The organism is Nocardia sp. 852002-20019_SCH5090214, from assembly GCF_001665865.1.
GTDB classification, from domain to species: Bacteria; Actinomycetota; Actinomycetes; order Mycobacteriales; family Mycobacteriaceae; genus Nocardia; species Nocardia nova.
The window spans coordinates 1-20,302 of record NZ_LZMK01000182.1 but is presented as its reverse complement, the minus strand read 5'-3'; the positions used below and the strand labels follow the sequence as shown (position 1 = coordinate 20,302).

Genomic DNA, 20,302 nt, shown 5'->3' with positions numbered 1-20,302 from the left:
TAATCGGCCCTGCCCCGAGCGTGCCGACGCGACAGCAGGCACACTTATGCATGTGACGGCTCGAGTTGGGGCGATACATCTCGGATGGGATGTGGTGTCCGTGGCCGCCGGTGGCGGTGGGATACCGATCCGCCCGGTCCAGGTGGAAGGCACATATACGCCGCCTGCGTATTTGCTGGCGGACAAGTCCGGGCGACTGCACACCGCGGGCGTGGACCGGCAGCGGCCCGATCTGGGCATCGCGGTCTCCGACGTGCGTGACATCCTCGGGCATCAGCAGATCCGCATCGCCGGGGCGACCTGGCCGGCGGAGCTGGTGTTCCGTGCCCGGCTCTACAACCCGCTCGCCGCGATCGGCTCCCGGTTGCGGGGCAAGCCCGACGTGGTGGCGTTGCCGTTTCCGGACGACTGGGCCGACGAGAAGGTCGAGGAGTACTGCCGTCTGATCGAGCAGATGGACGTCGTCACCGACCCACTGCCCGAATCCGTGGCACTGTCCGGTTATGTGCGGGCCCTGGGCCTGGTACAGCCGCCCGCGCGCGGCCGCCGCGGCGTCGGCGCGACCGGCGTCTATTCCGACGGCCGGGTGTGCCTGGTGGTGGCCGTCAACGGGGACGACGAGCAGCCCACCGAATCGGTCGGGGTCCCGATCACCCCGGATTCGATGCGGGACGCGCATTCGGCGGACAACGTCGTCATCGAGGTGATGGCCGCGGCCCGTTCGATCGGCGCCGACACCTCGACGGTGCTGCTCACCGGCAATGTGTGTTTCAACGACGCGTTGCGGCTGGCGTTCCAGAACCATCTGGGCAACCGGTTGCGGGTCGCCGATCATCCGATGCACGCCCTGGTGCTGGGTGCTGCGCATCTGCTGGTCACCGACAGCGAATACGCCGAGGCGGAGCAGGGGCCGGCTCCCGCGCCGGGTCCGGCGGTGCCGAATCAGCCGAACCCGGCGGTGCCGAATCAGCCGGGTCCGCCGCGACCCGGCCCGATGCAGGCGGCGTCGAATCAGGGCAGCCCGAATCGCGGTGTGCCGCAACCGGATTCCCGGGCCGAGAACGCGGGCCGGCATGCGGGGCTGGCGGATCCGGCCCGCCCGCCCGCCGAACCGCACCATCGTCCGGAGCCGCCGAATCCGCAGGGCCTCGCCCAGGGCCGGCACGCGGCGCGTGATGCCGGGCCCGGATCGGGCCCGCAGCCGCTTCCGGCCGGTGAGCCGACCACCCGGATGACCCGGGAGGCCGGCCAGGTGGAAAGCAGGTTCACCCGCCCCCCGGCCGGCCCGGTCGATGATCAGCGGACCACCGAATCCGGTGGTCGGTCATCGGCCGGGGAACAACCGGACCACGAGGAACACGCCCACAAGGGCAAGTTGTGGAGCAAGGTCAAGGACAATCTGTTCGGCGCCCCGACGATCGTCGGAGCGGTAGCGCTGGCGGCGCTCGCGATCCACGCCGACGGTGAACCGGATCACATGGCGCGGCCGCTTCCCGGCCACATCTCGGCGGCGGTATCCGGAGCCTCCGATGCGCGTCCCGGCGGCGCGGCGGCCGTCGATGCGCGATCGTCGGCCGGAATCGGCGCGGAATCCGACTTCGGCTCGTGGCCGGCCGTGGACAAGGTCTCACGCGCGCCCGAGCCGAGCCCGGCCTGTTCGGTCACACCGAACGCCGTCGAGCGCCCGGGCCCGGGTATGCGGACGGTCGCCGACCATCCCTGCGCGCATCTGGCGGTCGACAATCTGCACTACGTCGTTCCGACCTTCCCCGGTGTGTTCGACTCGGGACCGCCCATTCACATCTGACGAGTCCGGACGCGATTTCGGGACCTCGAACCGACCCTGGTATCGTCGTCGTTCGGCGTGCGGTACGTCGCGGATTCGTCCGTGCCGTCCCACGAGCCCCCGGGTCTCCACCGGCCGCCGGGATCACTCGACCGTTCGCCTGGCTGGCAGAACATCAACGACAGACAGGGAAGCACTGTGCCTACGTACAGCCCGAAGGCGGGTGACGTGACCCGGCAGTGGTACGTCATCGACGCCACTGACGTAGTGCTCGGCCGCCTTGCCGTGCAGGCAGCGAATCTGCTGCGTGGCAAGAACAAGCCGACCTACGCCCCCAACGTCGATGGTGGCGACTTCGTCATCATCATCAACGCCGACAAGGTTGCCGTCTCCGGCAACAAGCGTGAGGACAAGCTCCTCTACACCCACTCCGGGCACCCCGGTGGCCTGAAGTCCCGGTCTGTCGGGCAGCTGCTCGACACCCGGCCGGAGCGCGTCGTGGAGCGTGCCGTCAAGGGCATGATCCCGAAGAACAAGCTGGGCAACCAGATCGCGCGCAAGTTGAAGGTCTACGGTGGCCCGTCGCATCCGCACGCGGCCCAGCAGCCCGTTCCGTTCGAGATCAAGCAGGTGGCCCAGTGACCGCTCCTGAGGAATTCAACGAGGAATACGTCGAAGACGCCGCCGTGGAGGTCGTCGACGAGGGTGCCGGCTACGACGCCGAGTACACCGAGTCCGAGGGCTTCGCCGCGCCGGTCGTCATCGACCGCCCGGTGCAGACCGTCGGCCGCCGCAAGGAGGCCGTGGTCCGGGTTCGCCTGGTCCCGGGGTCCGGCCAGTTCGTGCTCAACGGCCGCACCATCGAGGACTACTTCCCGAACAAGGTGCACCAGCAGCTGGTGAAGTCCCCGCTGGTCACCGTCGAGCGCACCGAAACCTTCGATGTGCACGCTCGCCTGGTCGGCGGCGGCCCGTCGGGTCAGGCCGGCGCGCTGCGCCTCGCCATCGCCCGTGCGCTGATCGAGGTCACCCCGGACGACCGTCCCGCCCTGAAGCGGGCCGGCTTCCTGACGCGTGACCCGCGTGCCACCGAGCGTAAGAAGTACGGCCTCAAGAAGGCCCGCAAGGCTCCGCAGTACTCGAAGCGCTGATCTTGCAGCGCGCGGCCGCTCCCACTCGCACCCACACGGTGTGCCGGTGGGAGCACGGCCGACGCGACCCCGTACGAGAGCAGGCGCCCACTCCTGGGCGCCTGCTCTCGTGCTGTATCGATCGACGGTAGGCCGGGGCGGGCAGCCTGCGTCCGCAACGCAGGGTCTCCGCGCTCACCGCAATTCAACTCGAGGGGCGAGATAGATGGGGCGTTTGTTCGGTACCGACGGAGTCCGCGGCCTTGCCAACGACTCGCTGAGTCCGGAACTGGCACTGCAGATTTCGGCGGCCGCGGCACAGGTGCTGGGCCGGGGCAGAGCGCGCGCGGTGGCGGTGGTCGGCCGCGATCCACGCGCCAGCGGCGAGATGCTCGAGGCCGCGGTGACCGCCGGCCTGACCGCCGCCGGAATGAGTGTGCTCTCGGTCGGGGTCCTGCCGACCCCGGCGGTCGCGTATCTGACCGCCGCCTACGACGCCTGCCTGGGCGTCATGATCTCCGCCTCGCACAACGCCATGCCGGACAACGGCATCAAGATCTTCGCCGCGGGCGGGCACAAACTCGACGACGGCATCGAGGACAAGATCGAGGAACTGGTCCGCGCCAAGGGTTTCGTGCGTCCGACCGGTGCGGGCATCGGCCGGGTGCTCAGCCTCTCCGGCGTCGACGGTCGTGTCGAGGACCATTACAGCCTGGCCGGCACCCATGAGCGCTACGTCGAACATCTGGTGGAGGCCACCGGCCGCGATCTATCCGGCATCACCGTGGTCGTCGACTGCGCGCACGGCGCGGCCTCCGATGTGGGACCGGCCGCATACCGCGAGGCGGGCGCGCGCGTGGTCGCGATCAACGCCGAGCCGAACGGGCTCAACATCAACGAGCGGTGCGGATCCACGCATCTCGAGAACGTGCAGCGTGCGGTGCTCGAGCACGGCGCCGATCTGGGCCTGGCACACGACGGCGACGCCGACCGCTGCCTCGCCGTCGATGCCTCCGGCACCGTGGTCGACGGCGACGCGATCATGGCCATTCTCGCCCTGGCGATGCACGAATCGGGCGAGCTGGTCCAGGACACCCTGGTGGCGACCGTGATGAGCAATCTGGGTCTGCACATCGCGCTGCGCGATGCCGGAATCACCGTGCGCACCACCGCCGTCGGCGACCGCTACGTGCTGGAGGAGTTGCGCCGCGGTGGCTACAGCCTGGGTGGCGAGCAGTCCGGACATCTGGTCTTCCCGCGATACGGCACCACGGGTGACGGACTGCTGACAGGTCTGAAACTGATGGCGCGAATGGTGGAGACCGGGCGCAGCCTGGCCGATCTGGCGAGCGTGATGACGACCGTGCCGCAGGTGCTGGTCAATGTCCCCGTCGCCGACAAAGCCGCGGTCGCGGCCGCGCCGGAGGTTCGCGAGGCGGTCGCCGAGGCCGAGCGCGTCCTCGGCGACGACGGCCGAGTGCTGTTGCGCCCGAGCGGGACCGAGCAGCTGATCCGGGTCATGGTCGAGGCGACCGATTCGCATCGCGCCAAACAACTCGCCGACGATCTCGCCAAGTGTGTCGCCGCGGTCTGACTTCGGCGGCCGCGCCGCGTGGCGCGCCGGACGGGGTGCGTACGCCGCGTAGGGGTGCGGCTGTCTAGGCCGTTGCCGAGGGCCGGAGCCGCGGCCGCGATGGCCGCATTCGCGCGCGATCGGCGAAAATCGCCTGGTCACAGTCGGTATCGATGGCCGGTCGCGGGTCCTCGCCACGTCGCGTGAAGGGCGTTGGCGCGCCGACGGTCCCGGCGATGGGGGCGCGACTGTCGGCTGCGGGAAGTATGGTGGGACGCACATCATGACGCGACAGCGAAGCTTGATTTCCGTGAGGGGGAACAGTGGAACCGCTGAAGCTTGATCTGTCTCCGACGCTCGACGACTCCGCGAATCCGGCGCCACCAACCGCCACCGCACCTGCTCCGGATACGGTGATGCGGGTCGATCCCGCGGCGATGGCCGCGTATACGTCCATCGCGAATACCGTGTCCCAACAGCTCGCTTCGGCGGCTTCCGTGGCGGCCGGCGCGGTCGACCCACAGCAGCTGGCGACCGACCTCGGGCTCGTGGGGGCGGATTTCGCCGCCAAATTCGCGGCCGCGGTGTCCGAACACGCACAGGCGCTGTCCACCGCGGGCAAATTGGTCTCGGCCTACGGGCGGGGTCTGAACACCTACACCGCGGGTGTGCAGGGTACCGACGAGGACTCGGCCGTCGCGATCACCCGGACGGAGCCGCGGTCATGAGGCGTCCGATCGGATTGCGGCGCCGGCCCACCGCCGCCCGCAACGACACCACGTCGCCCGCAACGTCATCCGATCCGTCCGTGGATCCGCCGATCGTCGCGACATTGGTCCAGCCGCTGCTGGAGCTGCGCGCCTCGCTGGGCACCGGTGTCGCGACACCTTCTTCGGCCATCACCGGTGCGCTGTCCAGCGCGTCCACACAGGCCGCCGACACCGAGGGACCACACCGCGACGGCGTCCACGCGCTGGAATCCACCTGGACGGGGCCGGGCTCCGACGCGGCCGTTCCGGCCTTGCGCACCACCCAAACTCAGATCGGTGACATCTCCGATCGGGGCCCGGCCTATCTGGGCGTACTGGCCGATGCCCACGCGACCAGCGCACGGGCGGCCGGCCGGATGGACCGGATCATCGCCGATTTCCGGCGCGACGCTCGAACCATCCTCGGCAACGCCACCGCCGCCCCGGATACCGATGCGGTGATCAACCGGGCCACCCAGGCGCTGCGCGATGCGATCACCACGGTCACCTCCGCGCGCACCGAAATGGACGATCACTCGCGCCGATTGGACGAGATGGGTCCGCTGACGGTCACCACGCCCGCCGGACTGAACTCCTCGCAGGCGTGGGGAGATACCCCCGATACTGTGCTGCCCAGCGCCTACGGCGCGATTCCGGGCCAATACGGCACGGTCCCAGCGCAATACGGGATGGCGCCCGGACAGCCGATCGATCCGGCTCAGCTTGCGCAGCTGCAACTGCAGCAGCTGCTCGTGCAGGCCGGTGTGCAGATCGGCACCTCGGCCATCAATGCCGGTGTGGATATCGGTACCCACCTGATCGACAAGATCGCCGAGGTGGGCACACACACCATCGACACGGTGGCCTCCTCGGTCGACCAGGCGATACCGCAGCTGATCAACCCGGACCACGCCACCGGCGACAAGACGAATCCGGCGGGTAATTCCGGAGATTCGGCGAAGCTGTTCGACTTCGGCCCCGGCAAGGCGACTCCCGGAACGACCGGGCCGGGCTCGATCATTCCGGGCGCCCCGGCGCCCGACAAGGCGCCGGCCGACAAGACCCCGGCCGACAAATCCGATCCGCCACCGCCGTCACCGTCGTCCATCATCCCGCCACCCGCGGACCCGGCACCGATGCCGAAACCACCGGCACCGGCCCCCGCTCCCGCGCCGGCTCCGGAGACGGCCCATCCGGGCGGCGTTGCCGGAGGTATGGCATTGCCGCCGCCGGCCGGTAGCGGACAGGACCACAAACCTCGCGACGGTCAGCTCGGTGTCACCGTGCCGGCGGCCGAGACAACGGTTCCCGCCGCCGTGATCGGCGACTTCGGCGATGACACGGTCTGAGCCGGACCCGCAGCAGGACAATCCTTTCGACCTCGGCCTGCCGATGGTCCGGACTCCCGTCGGTAAGCAGGGCCGCAAGCGGCGGCCGGGCCGGCGGAACCCGAACCGAACGGCCGGGGCGACCTATCACGGCGCCGTGGCCGTGCCGCCGGCGCGGCCCGGTCCGGAGCCGGCGGTCTATCCGTCGGGTGAGTGGGAACAGTGGCTCGAGCCCGCGCAGCGGACGATCCCCGACCCCGAGCCCGAGACGGAACCGGAACCGCGGCGCATCCCGGTCGGGGGGCCGTTGACCGATCCCGACCTGGTCGACAAATCGACGCTGGTTCCGCACATCGTCGACCGCTCGGGCGGTAACCCCGGTCCTGCGCTGCGACGTCCTCGCCCACGCCAGGCCGGGCCGCGCCGCGATCATCGGCGTGGTGAAAAATTGCTGGCCGCACTTACTTTGATCGGTGTGGGGATCGTCGTCGTCTCGGTGGTGCTGACCGTCATCCACACGGGGAAGCGGTCGCAACCGGCCGCGACGAAACCGCCGATGGTCGCGGCGGTGCCGGTGCCCACCTCGGCGAGCGTCACCCCGTCGCCGCCCTCGACCACGGCGGCGGCGACCTCGACGATCGCCACCGACGGCTGCGAGCAGCAGCGCACCGCGGAAGTGGTCTCCGGTACCGACCCCGGAGGCACCGCGAGCGGCCCGGACGCCATCCTGGCTTTCGAGCGGGCGTACTACGTCCAGCGGTCGGGGTATGCCGCGCGCGCCGTCGTCGCCGACGACTCGTCGGTGCCGCCGGCCGACCAGATTCAGCGCGGTATCAACCAGGTGCCGGTCGGCACCCGCTACTGCGTGCAGATCACCCGTACCGGCGACGAGGGGCAGTGGGAAGTCCGCCTCACCCAGCAAAAGCCGGACGAACAGCCGCATGCCTTCACCCAGATCATCAGCACCCGAGCGGAATCGGGCCGCACGCTGATCACCGGCATCGCGGCCGGTTGAACCACATCGAAGGTTCAGAACCGAGCGTGCACGAAGCCGGTGAAAGGCACGAGGAAGCCACCGATTTCGCAGACGATCAGCGCGTACATGGCCGATCGCAGCGGCAGCCCGATATCGCCGCGGAATTGATTCGTCGTGTCCCGCCGCAGCCCGTGCAGGCAGTACGAGGCGACCGCGCCGGCGAAGAAGCCGAGAACGACCAGCGCCGCAACGAGATTCACCGGCGTCGGCCAGTCCGACAGCTCCACGAAGACCGCGAGCAGTAGCGCGGCGAAGCTGTACATCAGGGCCGCGCGATGCGCGATATCGACGTAGGGGTGCGCATGCCCCTCCGGTGAGGTCCGCATCCCGTGGTACTTCCACACGCCCAGCAGCAGCGCCCAGACGAAGAGAAGGCCCGCGATCAGCAGGGTGATCCGGGTGTCGACACCGAGCTGTATCCGGTCCATCCGAATCTCCTGGGCGGTCGCGTGAGGCATCGCGATCGCAATGCCGAGCAGGTTCTGGTTCACCGGTCTTCGGTGAGTTGTCCGGCGGACATGTGCCAGCGCCGCGTCGCACGCACCGTATCGAGCATGCGGCGATCGTGGGTGACCAACAGCAGCGTGCCGTCGAAGGACTCGGCGGCCTGCTCCAGCTGTTCGATCGCGGGCAGATCCAGATGGTTGGTCGGTTCGTCGAGGACGAGCAGATTGACCCCGCGTGCCTGTAGCAGCGCCAGCGCCGCGCGCGTGCGCTCACCCGGCGACAGAGTGTCGTTGGCGCGCAGCACGTGCGGGCCGCGGAGCCCGAATTTGGCCAGCAGCGTACGGATCTCCGCCTCCGGCCAGTCGGGTACCTCGGCGCCGAAAGTGTCGGCGAGCGTGGCCGTTCCACGGAACAGGCCACGCACCTGATCGACCTCACCGATCGCCACGCCCGAACCCAGCGACGCCGCCCCGGCATCCGGAGCCACCTTGCCCAGCAGCAGCGCCAGCAGTGTGGATTTGCCGGAACCGTTGGGACCGGTCAGGACGATCCGATCACCCCAGTCGACCTGCGTGGTGACCGGACCCAGAGCAAACTCACCGCGCGACACGACGGCGTCGGACAGCGTCGCCACCACCGAGCCGCTGCGCGGTGCGGATGCGATCGACATCCGCAGCTCCCACTCCTTGCGCGGCTCCTCCACGGCCTCGAGCCGTTCGATGCGGCGCTGGGTCTGGCGCACCTTCGAAGCCTGTTTCTCGGTGGATTCGGCCCGCATCTTGCGACCGGCCTTGTCGGAGTCCACCTTTCGCGGATCGCGAGCCTTCCGGCGCGCATTGCGTACGCCATGTTCGAGCCAGTTTCGTTGCATCACCTGCCGCGCTTCCAGCCCGGCCTTGGTATCGGCGTACTCCTCGTAGGCCTCCCGCGCGTGCCGGCGGGCGATCTCGCGTTCGGCCAGATACGAGTCGTAACCGCCGTCGTAACTGCCGACCTGCTGCTGGGCGAGATCGAGTTCGACGATCCGGTTGACGGTGCGAGCCAGGAACTCGCGATCGTGGCTGATCACCATCAACGGCGTTCGCACCCCGGTCACGAAATTCTCCAGCCGGGTCAGGCCCTCCAGGTCGAGATCGTTCGTAGGCTCGTCCAACAGCAGAATGTCGAAGCGCGACAACAGGACCGAGGCCAGTCCGGCCCGCGCCGCCTGCCCACCCGACAGCGCGGTCATGGGCGTGTCGAGGCCCTGCGGCAATCTTTCGGTGAGTCCCAACTCGGCGGCCACCTCGGCGGCTCGCGGCTCCAGGTCGGCACCGCCCAGTGCGAGCCAGCGGTCCAGGGCGGCCGAATAGTCCTCGGCGGCGGTCTCGTCGGTCGCCAGCTGTTCCGCCGCGGCGTCCATCGCCAGCTGCGCCGCCGCCACTCCGGTCCGGCGGGCCAGGAATTGGGCCACCGTCTCGTCGGCCAGGCGTTCCGGTTCCTGTGCGAGGTAGCCGATCGTCGCATCGGGCGGGCTCAGCGTGATCCGGCCCGTCTGCGGCGTGCGAGCGGCCAGCATCCGCAACAGCGTCGACTTGCCCGCTCCGTTCACCCCCACCAGGCCGATCACATCACCGGGCGCCAGCACCAGATCCAGGTCCTCGAACAGCACCCGGTCTCCGTGCCCCGCCGACAGGCCGTGCGCATGCAGAGTCGTACTCACGCCCACGAGTCTGCCGGGTTCGGGGTACCACCCTGAGCCCGGGCCGTGGAAATCAGGGTCGGGATGGGTCTCGCGCCCGATGCGCGCGAGGGCGCCCGCACAGCACAGTGGAACCACCACGCACGACCGTGACAGAAGGAGAGCGTCATGACCGCCCCCACCCGCCGCCTCACCCGATCGAGCTCCGACAAGTGGATCGGCGGCGTCTGCGGTGGCCTCGCCGAATATTTCGGCTGGAACGCCAATCTGATCCGCCTGCTGTTCGTCCTGTCCTGCTTGCTGCCCGGCCCGCAGTTCATCGTCTACCTGGTGCTGTGGATCGTCATCCCGAAGCAGTAGCGGACGCGATGCGACGGTAGTTATCCACAGGCAAACCTGCGGCCCACCTCGGCGCCGGCAAGTTATCCACAACATGCCGGGCCGGGGATGCGCAGCGCCGCTTCCGGATGCCAGGATGGAACAAATTCCCGCACGTCCCTCGAGGAGCACATACATGATCCATTCGGGCGATCTGCCGGGCCTGGACCTGCCGGAAGTCGACGCACACTCCGACCTCGGCGGCATCGGCGCCGTGGAGCTGAACCACCCGTCCCAGGACATCGACGCGGACGGCATCCTGGACACCGAAACCTTCCACAGCGACCACTCGATGGAAGTCTGGTCCGATATGGACCACGACGGCTACGCCGACCACGTCAGCATCGTCGACGACGGCGGCGACTACTCCGCCTGGGAGTTCCACCACTATCCCGACGGCCGCACCGAGTGGGTCCAGGTGGACAAGGGCAAAATGGGCAAGTGAGCGGCGGGGCTTCGGTTTTCGACCGCCGGTACGTGATGGAACCGGCTGCTGTCCGAGCGCGTCCAAGAGAGTACGGGAAGGCTGTGGCGTCGGCCGCAGGTCAGCGAGGGAGGGGAGCTAACGATGGCTTCGGGTGGGCACGTCAAGGTGGACGTCGTGTCGCTTCAGCGGATGGCGACGAATCTCAAGGGCTCCGCGGGTGTACTCGACAACAAGACCACGGAGTTGACGTCGCATACCTTCGGGGGTCCGCAGGCCGGCCGTGACTACACTGCCGACGGTGTCAAGATCAACCACTCGCTGGGGCACCTGACCGCCTGGTTGAAGAATTGGCAAACCGCGATCGCGAAGATGGGGGAAACGATGAGCACCAGTGCCGACACCTACTCGACGGTCGATGACTCCAATGTCGAAAAGTTCAACGCGACGGGTGTGAATCTGAGCCCGACAACGCCCGCAGCGGCGCGCGTCTGATGTGTTCCCGATGTCGTGCGCATCGTGTCCGTGGTGGTGAATGCTGGTGACTCTCAACGTTTCTACCGACGCCTCCGTAGATAAGATCCTGGACGAAGGTTGCACCGGGCTGATGTTCTTCCAGGAATATCTGCCCCGGTACGCGCAGGTCAACAAACTTCTCGGATTCGGCCGAGCAGAGATGCCGTCCTACGAATCCTTATGTGCCAAATACGATACCGAGCGAGGCATGGACCTTGCCGCCTTGGACGGTGTCGCACAGGATCTCAGCCGCGTGGTCGGCGAGGCCGATACCGAACTGGAACTTCAGAAGACGCAACTCGGCGCCGTCCAATCCATCTGGCAGGGCACTGCCGGAGATGACGCACATGCCCTGCTCGACCAGCAAGTCCGGCGTGCGCAGACGGACTACGACCAGGTCAAGCAGGTGTCGTTGGGCTTGGCGTTCGCGCCCGGCTCGTTGCGAAATGCGGTCTTGGGCAAGGCGGAAGCGGTAAAGAAGTATTGGAAGGACGACGGCCCGGACTTCGATGGCAGCGCGGGGCGGCAGAAGATCGACTGGATGATCATGGTGGCTGCCGAGTACAAGAACCCGGGTTCGTACGCGCCCGTGGTGTCGATGCAGATTGCCAAGCAGTACGGGCCCACGGCCACGGACTGGCTTCGAACGGTTTTCGTCAAGGGTGTGGAAGACACTGTCCAGTCTTTCAATGACCTTTGCGCGCGGACGAAATCAACGATCGAGCAGCTCTACGGCGGCATATCGGACGCCCTCGACCGATTGGATGTCTCGGCGTACCCGATGCCGGCAGGGACTCCGCAGCCGTCCCAGCCGAGCAACCCGGGGCCTTCTCCGAGCAATCCGGGACCGGCACCCGCCAATCCGGGCCCAGCTCCGGCGAATTCGGTCCCCAGTAATCAATCGACGCCGGGGAATACCGTCCCGTCGTCGGTCTCGCCGACGGTCACCTCCGGCCTCGACGGACTTGCGCAGATCAGTCAGGTGGCATCCCAGCTCTCTCCGGTGGTCAGCACGCTCGGGCAGTCGCTGACGCAGGGAGCGACAGCGTTGTCCACCGCGATCCAGCAAGGGTTCGACGGTGCCCTGCAGCAAGTGCAGTCGCTGTTGCAGCCGCATGACGCGAAGGGGGCCGCAGACGGTAAACCGAATGCCGAATTCGACATCGCCGGAAGACATCTGAAGTTCGAGATGGGTCCGAACGGTGAGCTGAAGGTCGTGATGTCCGACAGTTCGGGCGACGAGAAGACCTACAGCATGAAGCTGGACGAGCACGGCAACCCGGTGATCAACACCGAGGACAAGAAGCCGGGTGCGGAGGGGGACGCGGGGCACCCTGGCGACTCACCCGCAGGTGATGGTCAGCCCTTCGGCGAGGGGCAGCAACCCGGTGACGGCCGCAAGCCCGATGACACCGAGCAGAAGCAGGACAGCGGTGTCGGCAAGCCGGGCAACGATGATCAGGCACCTCCGCCACCGAAGCCGACCGACCAACAGCCACCCGCCGGAGGTGGTCAGTCGAGCGAAAACGGTGGTAGTCAAGCCAATCCGGTCAACCCGGCTACACCCCCGCCGCCTCGCCGTGACTCCGAAACCGATCACAAGCCGCCGGCCGTCCCGCCGCAGGGGCCGCCGCCCGATCCCAACGGCTCGGGCGCGGAACTGGCCGAGGCGGGCCCACTCTGACTCGTCCACCGCTGACCACCCGGGAGAATTGAGATGGACCTCGCCCGCCACCTCGAAGAGGTGATGTACGAACACAGCCGCTGGCTGCGCAACCACAACGAGGACTACGAGGAAGCTCAACGCCGACTCGCCGCCAATGGCGCACATCTCGCCGCGGAGATCGACCGAGGCGTCGCCGAAGCCGAACGCCTGGCCGCCGCCGAAGCCGAGGAGCGCGAGCGCCAAGAAGAAGAGGCCCGCGAGCAACGCGAAGCGATAGCCCGCGCCGCGGCCGCCCGGAAAGCCAACCAGGCCGTCGCCCCGATCGACGCCGAAGACGAGGACGACGCCTACTACCGCCGCAAGAGCTGGCTGGTCTGAACCGGCAGGCTTCCCTCGTCACGGCCGGGCCGAGTTGGTCACAGGCCGTTGTCCCTCTCCGCGGATCGGAGCATGCGCACAGCGACCGATAGCTCGGCAGGGCCCGGCTGCGCAGCTGCATAACCACATTCTCGAATGTGCGCCAGGAACGCAGGTTCCGGAACGACATCGTGTTCTCGCAGGTAGTACGCGACTGCGCGCGACCACATCCATGTGCCGTCGGTCGCGAAGGAGGCAGGCACGACCTTGCCTCTCGACGCATCAATCCTGTCGATCGTGCGCCCGCTCGTTCGCGCCGCGATCGTCCCACCAGAGAGGAATCGCAAGACAGCCTCACGTTCGGCGTCATCCAACGAAGGACGCTCGTGGGCTGGTGCGGGCATGCCTTCGGAATCGAACGCCCCGAACAACTCGGCAATCCTCACCGTTCCGCTCCCCCTCGCCGATCGCTGTGCTAACGCTGGGCGACTGCCTTCAGTCGTTCCAGTGACGGAAGTTCGTCTTCCACAGCGTTCGGTTCGATCATCCCGGAGAGGCGGTCTTCAGGATGGTGGCGACTGTCATGAAGGGTCTGCAGTGGCGGAAGTTGCTGCCTGTACCCATGGCTCAATCGCAATTGCCAGAGACCGGCGGCGATGCGCGCTGTCCTGCCGGCGGACCGGAGAGGAAGGTAGTCGGCGGCGTCGTTCTCGACCGAGGCCCAGAGATAGCCGATATGCCGACCCTCCTTCAGTATCGGCAGAAAGCGGACTGCACTGGATGTGCTGGTTGGGTAGCGGCGCAACGGCGTGCTGACCAGCGGGCCCCAGCCCTGTGAGCGGTCGACCGGCGTGCCGTCGGGGTACATACCGTCCTGTACCAGCGGGTCGGGCGGAGGAGGGCCGCCCGGGTTCACCAATTCGTATAGGGCAGTAAGGCTTTCGGCTCGCCTGACCGAAGCGCCGGCGGGTATTCCACCACCCTCGGGATGCTCCGCCGCACCGATCCACTGCTGTACCGCTTGCTGGGCCGGGAGCCGGTCTGCGTAGGCGGCGGCCAGCCGGTCCGCCCACGTGTCGATCGCGGTCCACGACGGGTCGGACAGCGGATCGCCGTCCGACATCTTGCGGATGAAACCGGCGGAGTTGTGGGTCGCCGATGCCCAGAGGCACCCCATGAATTTGCCGCGTCGTATGACAGGCACATATCTGACCGGTTGCCTGGTCCAGCCCTCGTATGTGGCGCGAGGTGCCATCGGCGCACCGAAACCGGCTGGAGGTTCGTAGCCTGGTGGGGCGGCAGGGGGCTGGTTGGCGAAAGTGAACTTGTCACTGACGATCGCCTCCGCCACACGTCGTTCCTTTCATCCGTGTACATCGGGTGGGCGTGAAGTCGAGCTCGAGCCCTGCCGACGAGCTTGTGCGGTGAATCCGCTACTGCTGTGCGAGATTTACGAGCTGTTGCACTGTGGGAAGCTCCGCGTCCGGCACGTTGGGTTGGATCATGCCTGACATGTGGTCTTCAGGGAAGGCGCGACATCTGTCGAGGATTTCGAGCGGTGGAACGTTCTGTTCGTAGCCCTCGGTAATGCGAAGTTTCCAGAGGCCGGCGGCAATTTGTGCGGTTCTGCCCGCTGCCGCGCGGGGCAGGTAGCCGGCCGCGTCGTTGGTGGTCGACGCCCACAGGTAGGCAATAAGGTTGCCGCTCTTGATAATCGGCAGATACCGAACCGGTGAGTCGGTGGTGGAGGGGTAGGTGGTAGCGGGTGCGGAGACGAGTGGTCCCCAGCCCTGCGCGCGATTCACTGGTGTGCCGTCAGGGAATTCGCCGTCTTGAATGAGAGGTCCAGGCGCCGCAGGGCCGCCAGGGTTGGTGCGCTGGTACAGAGCGTCGAGATTCGGCGCGTCGGGGACAGGTGCGTCGGCGGGGATGTAGCCGCCGATGGGATCTTCGGGCGCGCCGACCCAGCGCTGTACAGCATCGACGGGACGTAATCCCTGCTTGCAGGCGGCGTCGAGCCGCTCCCGCCAGACGTCCATCCAAGAGAAGTCGTCACGACTCAGGATGCGAACCAGTCCGGCGGAGTTGTGGTGCTGCGACGCCCAGATGTGACCGACGAACTCACCGCGGATCAGGATCGGCCAGTAGAACAAGGGTTTACGAGTCCAGGGCTCGTATCGCCCTTCGAGCGGATCGCGCTGCGGTTTCGGCTCCGGATACTCGGGCGTCCCCGGCGGCGGGAGGGGGCCCCAGTTGTAGCTGGTGTCGTCCCAGGAGTTCACGATGATGATCCCGTCTACGAGGGTTGTTCGTCGGTGGGTGATGCGGCCCCGGGATTCCGGTAATGTTCCCGTATTTCGCCTGGTTGGATCTCGTTCTCAGGAGTGACCAGGCCGAATCCCTTTGTGAATTTAGGGTTGTCGTCGACAATCCGCTGCTCGGCCGGTACGGCGTCTCGGGCGGCGATATCTTCGGCCACTCGGCGATCGATGTCATGCAACTCCTCGACCGAGATGCCCATTCGCGCCGCAATCTTTTCGTCGACTCGACGCTGTTCGGCGGGGTCGGCGGCGGAAGGGCGGTCCGGCTGATAGGTCATCGTGCGCTCCGGTTCGGTCAGAAGTATGCGGCGATTGCAGTGTCGTATCGTGCATCGGTCACATCGATGACCCCCGGCGGCTGGTAGTTCTGCCGACGCACATGGTCCACGAATTCCTGTGGCATGTCGAGCGAGTAGTTTCTCAGATAGTGGATCGAATCCAGCCGCCATATCCACTCGCCGTCCGAAACGAGAGTGGGTCCGCTACGGATCCACTCACGGCCGTCCACCATATCTACGACATCTTCCATGACATCGAATACAGGGGTCCCGGCCTGCATATAGTCCGCAATCCGATCGCGGTCGCCTATGATTCGGGTGGTGTACGACTCGGATAGCGGTTTCAATTCGGGCTTGTCTTTTCGGTACATTTCCCGATATATGCCGACCGCTCGAAGATTCTGCACAGTAAACTCTTTTCGACGAGTATCGAATGTGGTAAAAAGTTATCGACCGGTGCCGCCTTCCATCAATGCCGCGACCGGAATCCGCACAGAACTCGGTGTGCCGGGATTGACTACGACCGACGCATCGTCCGGTAAGCGTTGTAGCAGGGTTTCGAACGGTACCCGCTCAACGAACCGGTAGTTCTCCGGCACGATCTCCGGCCGGGTGTACAGTGCTACGAAATCTCCCCGAGAATCCGAATATACGACTGTCTCAACAGTTCCGTCGCCAGGGATGTACACATCGGATGACCGTAATGCGTTCATGAGGGATTCCTCCGTCCCATACCCCGTCGCAGCCAGTTGCAATTGCCTTTCGGTGTCGTCACCGGGCTTCGGCATCCCCAGCTTGACCGGCGACGGGCGGTACTTGGCGTTGCGTTGGAATTCGCCGCTGATTTTTCCTTCGTCGTCGACTTTCCATGCCCCCTCGATTCCGTACGGGGGAACGTTTCCATCCTGAGGAAAGAACGGGTCGATCACGTACACCCATCCTCCGGGTTGTTCCGCGGCAGCCTTTCGGAGCGCGGGAGTTATCGGCGGTGGTGTGTTATCGGTCATTCTCATCTCCTGCATCCAGAATCGGATCGACCGGTCAGTATCTGTCCATGCTAGTCGTCGGTGCTCTCATCGCTCTCGGACGGTCTCCCTCCGGCACCGGGATCCCCGTCGTCTCTGGTGACGTAGTTCGGATTGGGAATGAAGTCACCGTACTCTCCGGTCGAGTAGCTGTACGACCTCGCACCTACGATGAACTCGCCGCGGATTCCTCCCGGAAATGCCACTTCGGATTCGTATTCCATCGTGTGGGCGCCGAGTGTCTCGTTGACATCGATTCCTCCGGGAGCGTCCAGCTCATAAGTGAAACGCCCTCCGAATTCCTCGCCGATATCCTCGCGTGTCGATGTGCTGACGAAAGCCGAAGGGACATCGTCCTCTACGTACTGCGAGAGGTCCGTGAACGAGGGATCTCGGGGGTAGAACCCCTGGTCGAAAATCACAGCGGGCGGCCTGTTGTCACTGCGATAGAGAGGTTCGTTGTCGGTTCGCCATCGGGGATCCACGCCCATGTCGCTGATGTCCACCGATGGGTCCACGGCTGCCTCGAGGTGGTTGTCGTCCGAGGCCATGATGTCCCAGCCGTCCCGGCGGCCTTCGGTGGTGACGGCCGAGTTATCGGATTCCGCGATGTCGACGTGGTGCGGTTCCTGTGTGGGTTCGGCACCGCCGGGGTGAAAGGTGGCCCAGTGCCCACCGTCGTGAACGACGGCGGGCGAGTCGGGGGCCCGACGCACGCCGACGGTGTCCGACGGTGCGCGTACCGGCGCCCCGAGTTCGTCGGCGAGCTGCTGAGCCCAGCCGATGTCGTTGCCCGCATGGCAGGAGATCAGGCGGACCGGAGTGCCCGGCTGGTAGTTCGGGTTGTTCCGAATCGCGTCGGCAACGTATTGCGGACTGGTCTCGTTCTCGTGCCCGGGGATCGGGCGGCCGAAGCGGTTCCCATGGACGATGACATCGTGTTCGCCCTCATTGCGGAGATTGTCGTAGACACGATGCGTCTGGGGGTCGTCACCTATGGCAGTGCGGTCGGGGCCGTGCAGGACCGAGTGTTCCACTTCGCCTGTGCCGGTCTCGATTTCGTGATCTGTGGACCCTTCATGATCGTCGGTGTCGTGGTGTTGAGCCGCATCCTCGGAATGGGGAACGTGTGGAGGTGTCTCGTAGAGGTAGATCCGGGTGCGCCCGAACAGCCCGGCAGTCGGATCGTGCGTGACACCGCGCACTTCGAACGTGGTGTTGCGATCGAAAAGGACTTCTCGTTCACCCGGCCGCACGGAGTGCTCTGAGATATCGCGGCCGGTGCTGGAGTGGATGACGAATTCGACATTACCGACGAAGGTGCGTCGAGGGTCCCGGGAGGTACTGGTGAACGCGGGCTCGGTCACCGTTTCGCCGGGAACATACCGCGCTATCTCTTCGGGGCTCAGTGAGGTGCCACGCCAGACGGTGCCGGTGTGGGCCGGCAGATTGCCCAGACCATCGGAGATCCGTTGTGCGAGTTGCTGCTGGTCCGGATCGAGTTCGGTGTGGTTGCGCAGACGGTTGTTGAGCTCGGTGTAGTGGTTCCCGTCGGGGTCGGTGTAATCACGGATAGCTTGATGCTGTTCGGGCGTCGGTTCTCCGCGACCATGATCGGGAGCGTATTGGTGGTGCGGCGCTACTGCGTCGCCACGTTCGGGACTCGTGTGTGCGGGCGCGCTGTCACGCCTGCCCGATTCCGGTATGTGGCGGTTCCCGCGAGTCTCGCCGGGACCGGAAGCTTCTGGTGCGGTGTGGGTCGATTCCGGGCGAAGGTCCGCCCTCACACCGTCGGTCCGGGTGGGAGCCACGGGTTCGGGATCGGACCGATGAGATGGCGGGCTCGACCGGTCGACCGACGTTGTCGTCGTTGTCGGTTCGCCCGGGCGATGGACGGCTGGTCCGGGTTCTCGCGGCACCGAGGAGCCGGGGCCGTGGCGCCGTTCCTCATCTCCGGCCGAGTGGTCGGGGCGAGGTCCGTCCGCTGCGGTGACCGGCGTCGCGGGTGGCCTACCGTTCGGTGCGGTCGCGGGTGCTCCGGAGCCCGGGCGAGATTCGCTCGGGCGCATCGATTCGCCGCGTGCCGGCACTTCGGCCGGATGACCGGTCGGTCCGGCGTTGCCTTCGTCTCGCGGTGGGGTGCGCGCTGGATTGCTGTGGTCGGCGTCCGAGCGCCGAGTCGAAGGCGCCGGTTGTGCATCCGATGGACGACGCGCGGATTCGTGCGGTGCCGGTCCGCTCGCGTCGTTTCGATGTGGGCCGGATGCGTTGGGTTCCGTTCGTGATGCGGGAGCTGATGGTCGCTCGTGTTCGGCCGCCGGCGCGGCCATGTGCTCGGGCGGAAGAACTTCCGCGTGCACGGTGAATGTCGGCCGCATGCCGGATTCGGTCTGGACCCATCCGGTATGGACGATGTCGTTGATTCGGTACCGGGTATGCCGTTGCAGAATCAGCTCGCGTTGATCGGGGTACGCGCTGTCGTGGCCCATCCAGAGGCCGGGGGATCCGGCCGGGACCGTCATCTCGATCCGGAACGGGAATGGCCGGCCGTCGACCTGAGTGAGATTCGCGCCCAGAGACGTTGACATATAGGCGCGTTCCGTTTGTGTTGTGCCGATCAAGGCACGCGGATCACCGCCCGCTCCGAGTTGACGTCCCATCTCTGTCTCCATGAACGAGAGGTCGTGCAGCCCTCTCAGTACTTGGACGGATTCGGGAAGCGGTCTGTTGAGTGCGGCGTCGGTTTCCGCGATCCGCCGATGGAAGGCCTCGACCGTGGGCGGGCCGTCGAAGTACTGGTGCAGGAACCTCCAGTTCCCCTGATTGCTCGCCAATGCGTCGAGTCGGGCTGCCGGATCCGGCTGTGAACGTACGAAGTCGACCCACTGGCGTTGGAAAGGATCCAGGTCGCGCCGCATCGCCATGCGATCCAGATCCGCCACCGTCCGAGGCATTTCGCCACGATTCGCATGGGTCAGGGCTGCGGCGGCATGACTTTCGGCACGCAGATGGTCGAAATGACGACCGACTGCCTCCAACGGATTGGGCGAGCGCAGGAAGCCGTTCGGGAACGACTGGACCGTGTACTGACGTACCGCATGCTGTAGTTCGGGAGGCAACGAGTGCAGCACATGTGCCAAGCGATTGTCGCCGTAGCGTTGGCCTGCTTCGTCGGATCCGAATCGGCGCACACCGTCGCGGCCGACCGCACCTTCGTCGGAATGCGAGTGGTCACCGGGCGGCGGGTTGTGGTGTGGCGGCGCAGCGGGATGGCCCCCTTCGTGGGGCACACCATTGTGCGGTCGCGGGCTCGCCGGATGGGTGGGCGAGGAGTGCACGGCATGGTTGTCGGCGGCGGGTCCGTGGGCGCCGGGATGTGTTGTGGCGCCTGTCGGTCGGGCCGTGTTGCGGGCATCGGGCCCTGGAACCGGACGGCGTGCGGGACCGGCGGAGGGGTCCGGATGTAGTCGGCCCGCCCGCTCCGGATGTGTCCGCGCGGCTGGTTCGGGGCGGGCCGGTGACGGCTCGGAGGGGCGATGCGAGGCCCCGCTCTCGGACTCGCCGTGTGGGTTGGGCGCGCGGAATCAGCGGCGGATCTCGCTGAGGT

The 20,302-nt window shown here is 66.6% G+C and carries 21 protein-coding genes; 12 read left to right on the top strand and 9 right to left on the bottom strand.

Annotation, left to right across the window (positions count from 1 at the left end):
• Positions 1 to 46 precede the first annotated feature (46 nt).
• From A5780_RS41850 to A5780_RS14195, 7 genes are all read left to right on the top strand, one after another.
• Positions 47 to 1,807: a hypothetical protein gene (locus A5780_RS41850; protein WP_231982952.1), complete on the top strand. Its 1,761-nt coding sequence runs from the start codon at positions 47 to 49 to the stop codon at positions 1,805 to 1,807.
• 177 nt (positions 1,808 to 1,984) lie between these two features.
• The gene (gene rplM, locus A5780_RS14220; protein WP_030513473.1) at positions 1,985 to 2,428 is read left to right on the top strand and encodes a 50S ribosomal protein L13; all 444 of its coding nucleotides are present in this window, start codon (positions 1,985 to 1,987) and stop codon (positions 2,426 to 2,428) included.
• Entirely contained in the window at positions 2,425 to 2,937 is a 513-nt protein-coding gene (gene rpsI / locus A5780_RS14215) for a 30S ribosomal protein S9 (RefSeq protein ID WP_030513474.1), read from the top strand. Before rplM ends, rpsI begins: the two co-directional genes overlap by 4 nt.
• 205 nt (positions 2,938 to 3,142) lie before the next feature.
• Entirely contained in the window at positions 3,143 to 4,510 is a 1,368-nt protein-coding gene (gene glmM / locus A5780_RS14210) for a phosphoglucosamine mutase (RefSeq protein ID WP_063012600.1), read from the top strand.
• Between the two features lie 302 nt (positions 4,511 to 4,812).
• Complete coding sequence (locus A5780_RS14205; RefSeq protein ID WP_231982951.1) at positions 4,813 to 5,217, top strand: hypothetical protein; 405 nt, start codon at positions 4,813 to 4,815, stop codon at positions 5,215 to 5,217.
• Positions 5,214 to 6,587, top strand: coding sequence for a hypothetical protein (locus tag A5780_RS14200; RefSeq protein WP_063012602.1), 1,374 nt, complete (start codon positions 5,214 to 5,216; stop codon positions 6,585 to 6,587). The genes A5780_RS14205 and A5780_RS14200 overlap by 4 nt, the downstream gene beginning before the upstream one ends.
• Positions 6,574 to 7,581 (top strand): hypothetical protein, encoded by a 1,008-nt coding sequence (locus A5780_RS14195; RefSeq protein WP_063012604.1) that lies wholly within the window; start codon positions 6,574 to 6,576, stop codon positions 7,579 to 7,581. The genes A5780_RS14200 and A5780_RS14195 overlap by 14 nt, the downstream gene beginning before the upstream one ends.
• 14 nt (positions 7,582 to 7,595) lie before the next feature.
• Here A5780_RS14195 and A5780_RS14190 read toward each other — a convergent pair whose 3' ends face one another.
• Complete coding sequence (locus A5780_RS14190; RefSeq protein ID WP_064908665.1) at positions 7,596 to 8,030, bottom strand: hypothetical protein; 435 nt, start codon at positions 8,028 to 8,030, stop codon at positions 7,596 to 7,598.
• Positions 8,031 to 8,089: 59 nt separating this feature from the next.
• On the bottom strand, positions 8,090 to 9,751 hold the full coding sequence (locus tag A5780_RS14185) for an ABC-F family ATP-binding cassette domain-containing protein (RefSeq protein WP_064908664.1): 1,662 nt from the start codon (positions 9,749 to 9,751) through the stop codon (positions 8,090 to 8,092).
• Positions 9,752 to 9,898: 147 nt separating this feature from the next.
• Between A5780_RS14185 and A5780_RS14180 the strand changes: the two genes are divergently transcribed.
• The 5 genes from A5780_RS14180 (at position 9,899) to A5780_RS14160 (ending at position 13,092) form a co-directional block, all read left to right on the top strand.
• Positions 9,899 to 10,090 (top strand): PspC domain-containing protein, encoded by a 192-nt coding sequence (locus A5780_RS14180; protein WP_030513481.1) that lies wholly within the window; start codon positions 9,899 to 9,901, stop codon positions 10,088 to 10,090.
• Between the two features lie 154 nt (positions 10,091 to 10,244).
• Positions 10,245 to 10,553 carry a DUF6802 family protein gene (locus A5780_RS14175; RefSeq protein WP_030513482.1) on the top strand — a complete coding sequence of 103 codons (309 nt, stop codon included), beginning with the start codon at positions 10,245 to 10,247 and terminating at the stop codon, positions 10,551 to 10,553.
• A gap of 123 nt (positions 10,554 to 10,676) precedes the next feature.
• Positions 10,677 to 11,027 carry a hypothetical protein gene (locus A5780_RS14170; protein ID WP_064908660.1) on the top strand — a complete coding sequence of 117 codons (351 nt, stop codon included), beginning with the start codon at positions 10,677 to 10,679 and terminating at the stop codon, positions 11,025 to 11,027.
• Between the two features lie 40 nt (positions 11,028 to 11,067).
• Complete coding sequence (locus tag A5780_RS14165; protein WP_063012607.1) at positions 11,068 to 12,732, top strand: hypothetical protein; 1,665 nt, start codon at positions 11,068 to 11,070, stop codon at positions 12,730 to 12,732.
• 33 nt (positions 12,733 to 12,765) lie between these two features.
• Complete coding sequence (locus A5780_RS14160; protein ID WP_064904522.1) at positions 12,766 to 13,092, top strand: hypothetical protein; 327 nt, start codon at positions 12,766 to 12,768, stop codon at positions 13,090 to 13,092.
• 38 nt (positions 13,093 to 13,130) lie between these two features.
• Here the strand turns inward: A5780_RS14160 and A5780_RS14155 are convergent, their stop codons facing one another.
• From A5780_RS14155 to A5780_RS14125, 7 genes are all read right to left on the bottom strand, one after another.
• Complete coding sequence (locus tag A5780_RS14155) at positions 13,131 to 13,517, bottom strand: hypothetical protein (RefSeq protein WP_064908659.1); 387 nt, start codon at positions 13,515 to 13,517, stop codon at positions 13,131 to 13,133.
• Positions 13,518 to 13,546: 29 nt separating this feature from the next.
• Positions 13,547 to 14,422, bottom strand: coding sequence for a hypothetical protein (locus tag A5780_RS14150; RefSeq protein WP_156769500.1), 876 nt, complete (start codon positions 14,420 to 14,422; stop codon positions 13,547 to 13,549).
• A gap of 82 nt (positions 14,423 to 14,504) precedes the next feature.
• On the bottom strand, positions 14,505 to 15,353 hold the full coding sequence (locus A5780_RS14145; protein ID WP_063012620.1) for a hypothetical protein: 849 nt from the start codon (positions 15,351 to 15,353) through the stop codon (positions 14,505 to 14,507).
• A 14-nt stretch (positions 15,354 to 15,367) separates the two neighbouring features.
• Positions 15,368 to 15,670, bottom strand: coding sequence for a hypothetical protein (locus A5780_RS14140; RefSeq protein WP_063012622.1), 303 nt, complete (start codon positions 15,668 to 15,670; stop codon positions 15,368 to 15,370).
• 17 nt (positions 15,671 to 15,687) lie between these two features.
• Complete coding sequence (locus A5780_RS14135; RefSeq protein WP_063012624.1) at positions 15,688 to 16,077, bottom strand: hypothetical protein; 390 nt, start codon at positions 16,075 to 16,077, stop codon at positions 15,688 to 15,690.
• A gap of 39 nt (positions 16,078 to 16,116) precedes the next feature.
• Positions 16,117 to 16,677 (bottom strand): type VII secretion system-associated protein, encoded by a 561-nt coding sequence (locus tag A5780_RS14130; RefSeq protein WP_169812394.1) that lies wholly within the window; start codon positions 16,675 to 16,677, stop codon positions 16,117 to 16,119.
• 50 nt (positions 16,678 to 16,727) lie between these two features.
• On the bottom strand, positions 16,728 to 19,985 hold the full coding sequence (locus A5780_RS14125) for an ADP-ribosyltransferase (RefSeq protein WP_156769499.1): 3,258 nt from the start codon (positions 19,983 to 19,985) through the stop codon (positions 16,728 to 16,730).
• Positions 19,986 to 20,302 lie beyond the last annotated feature (317 nt).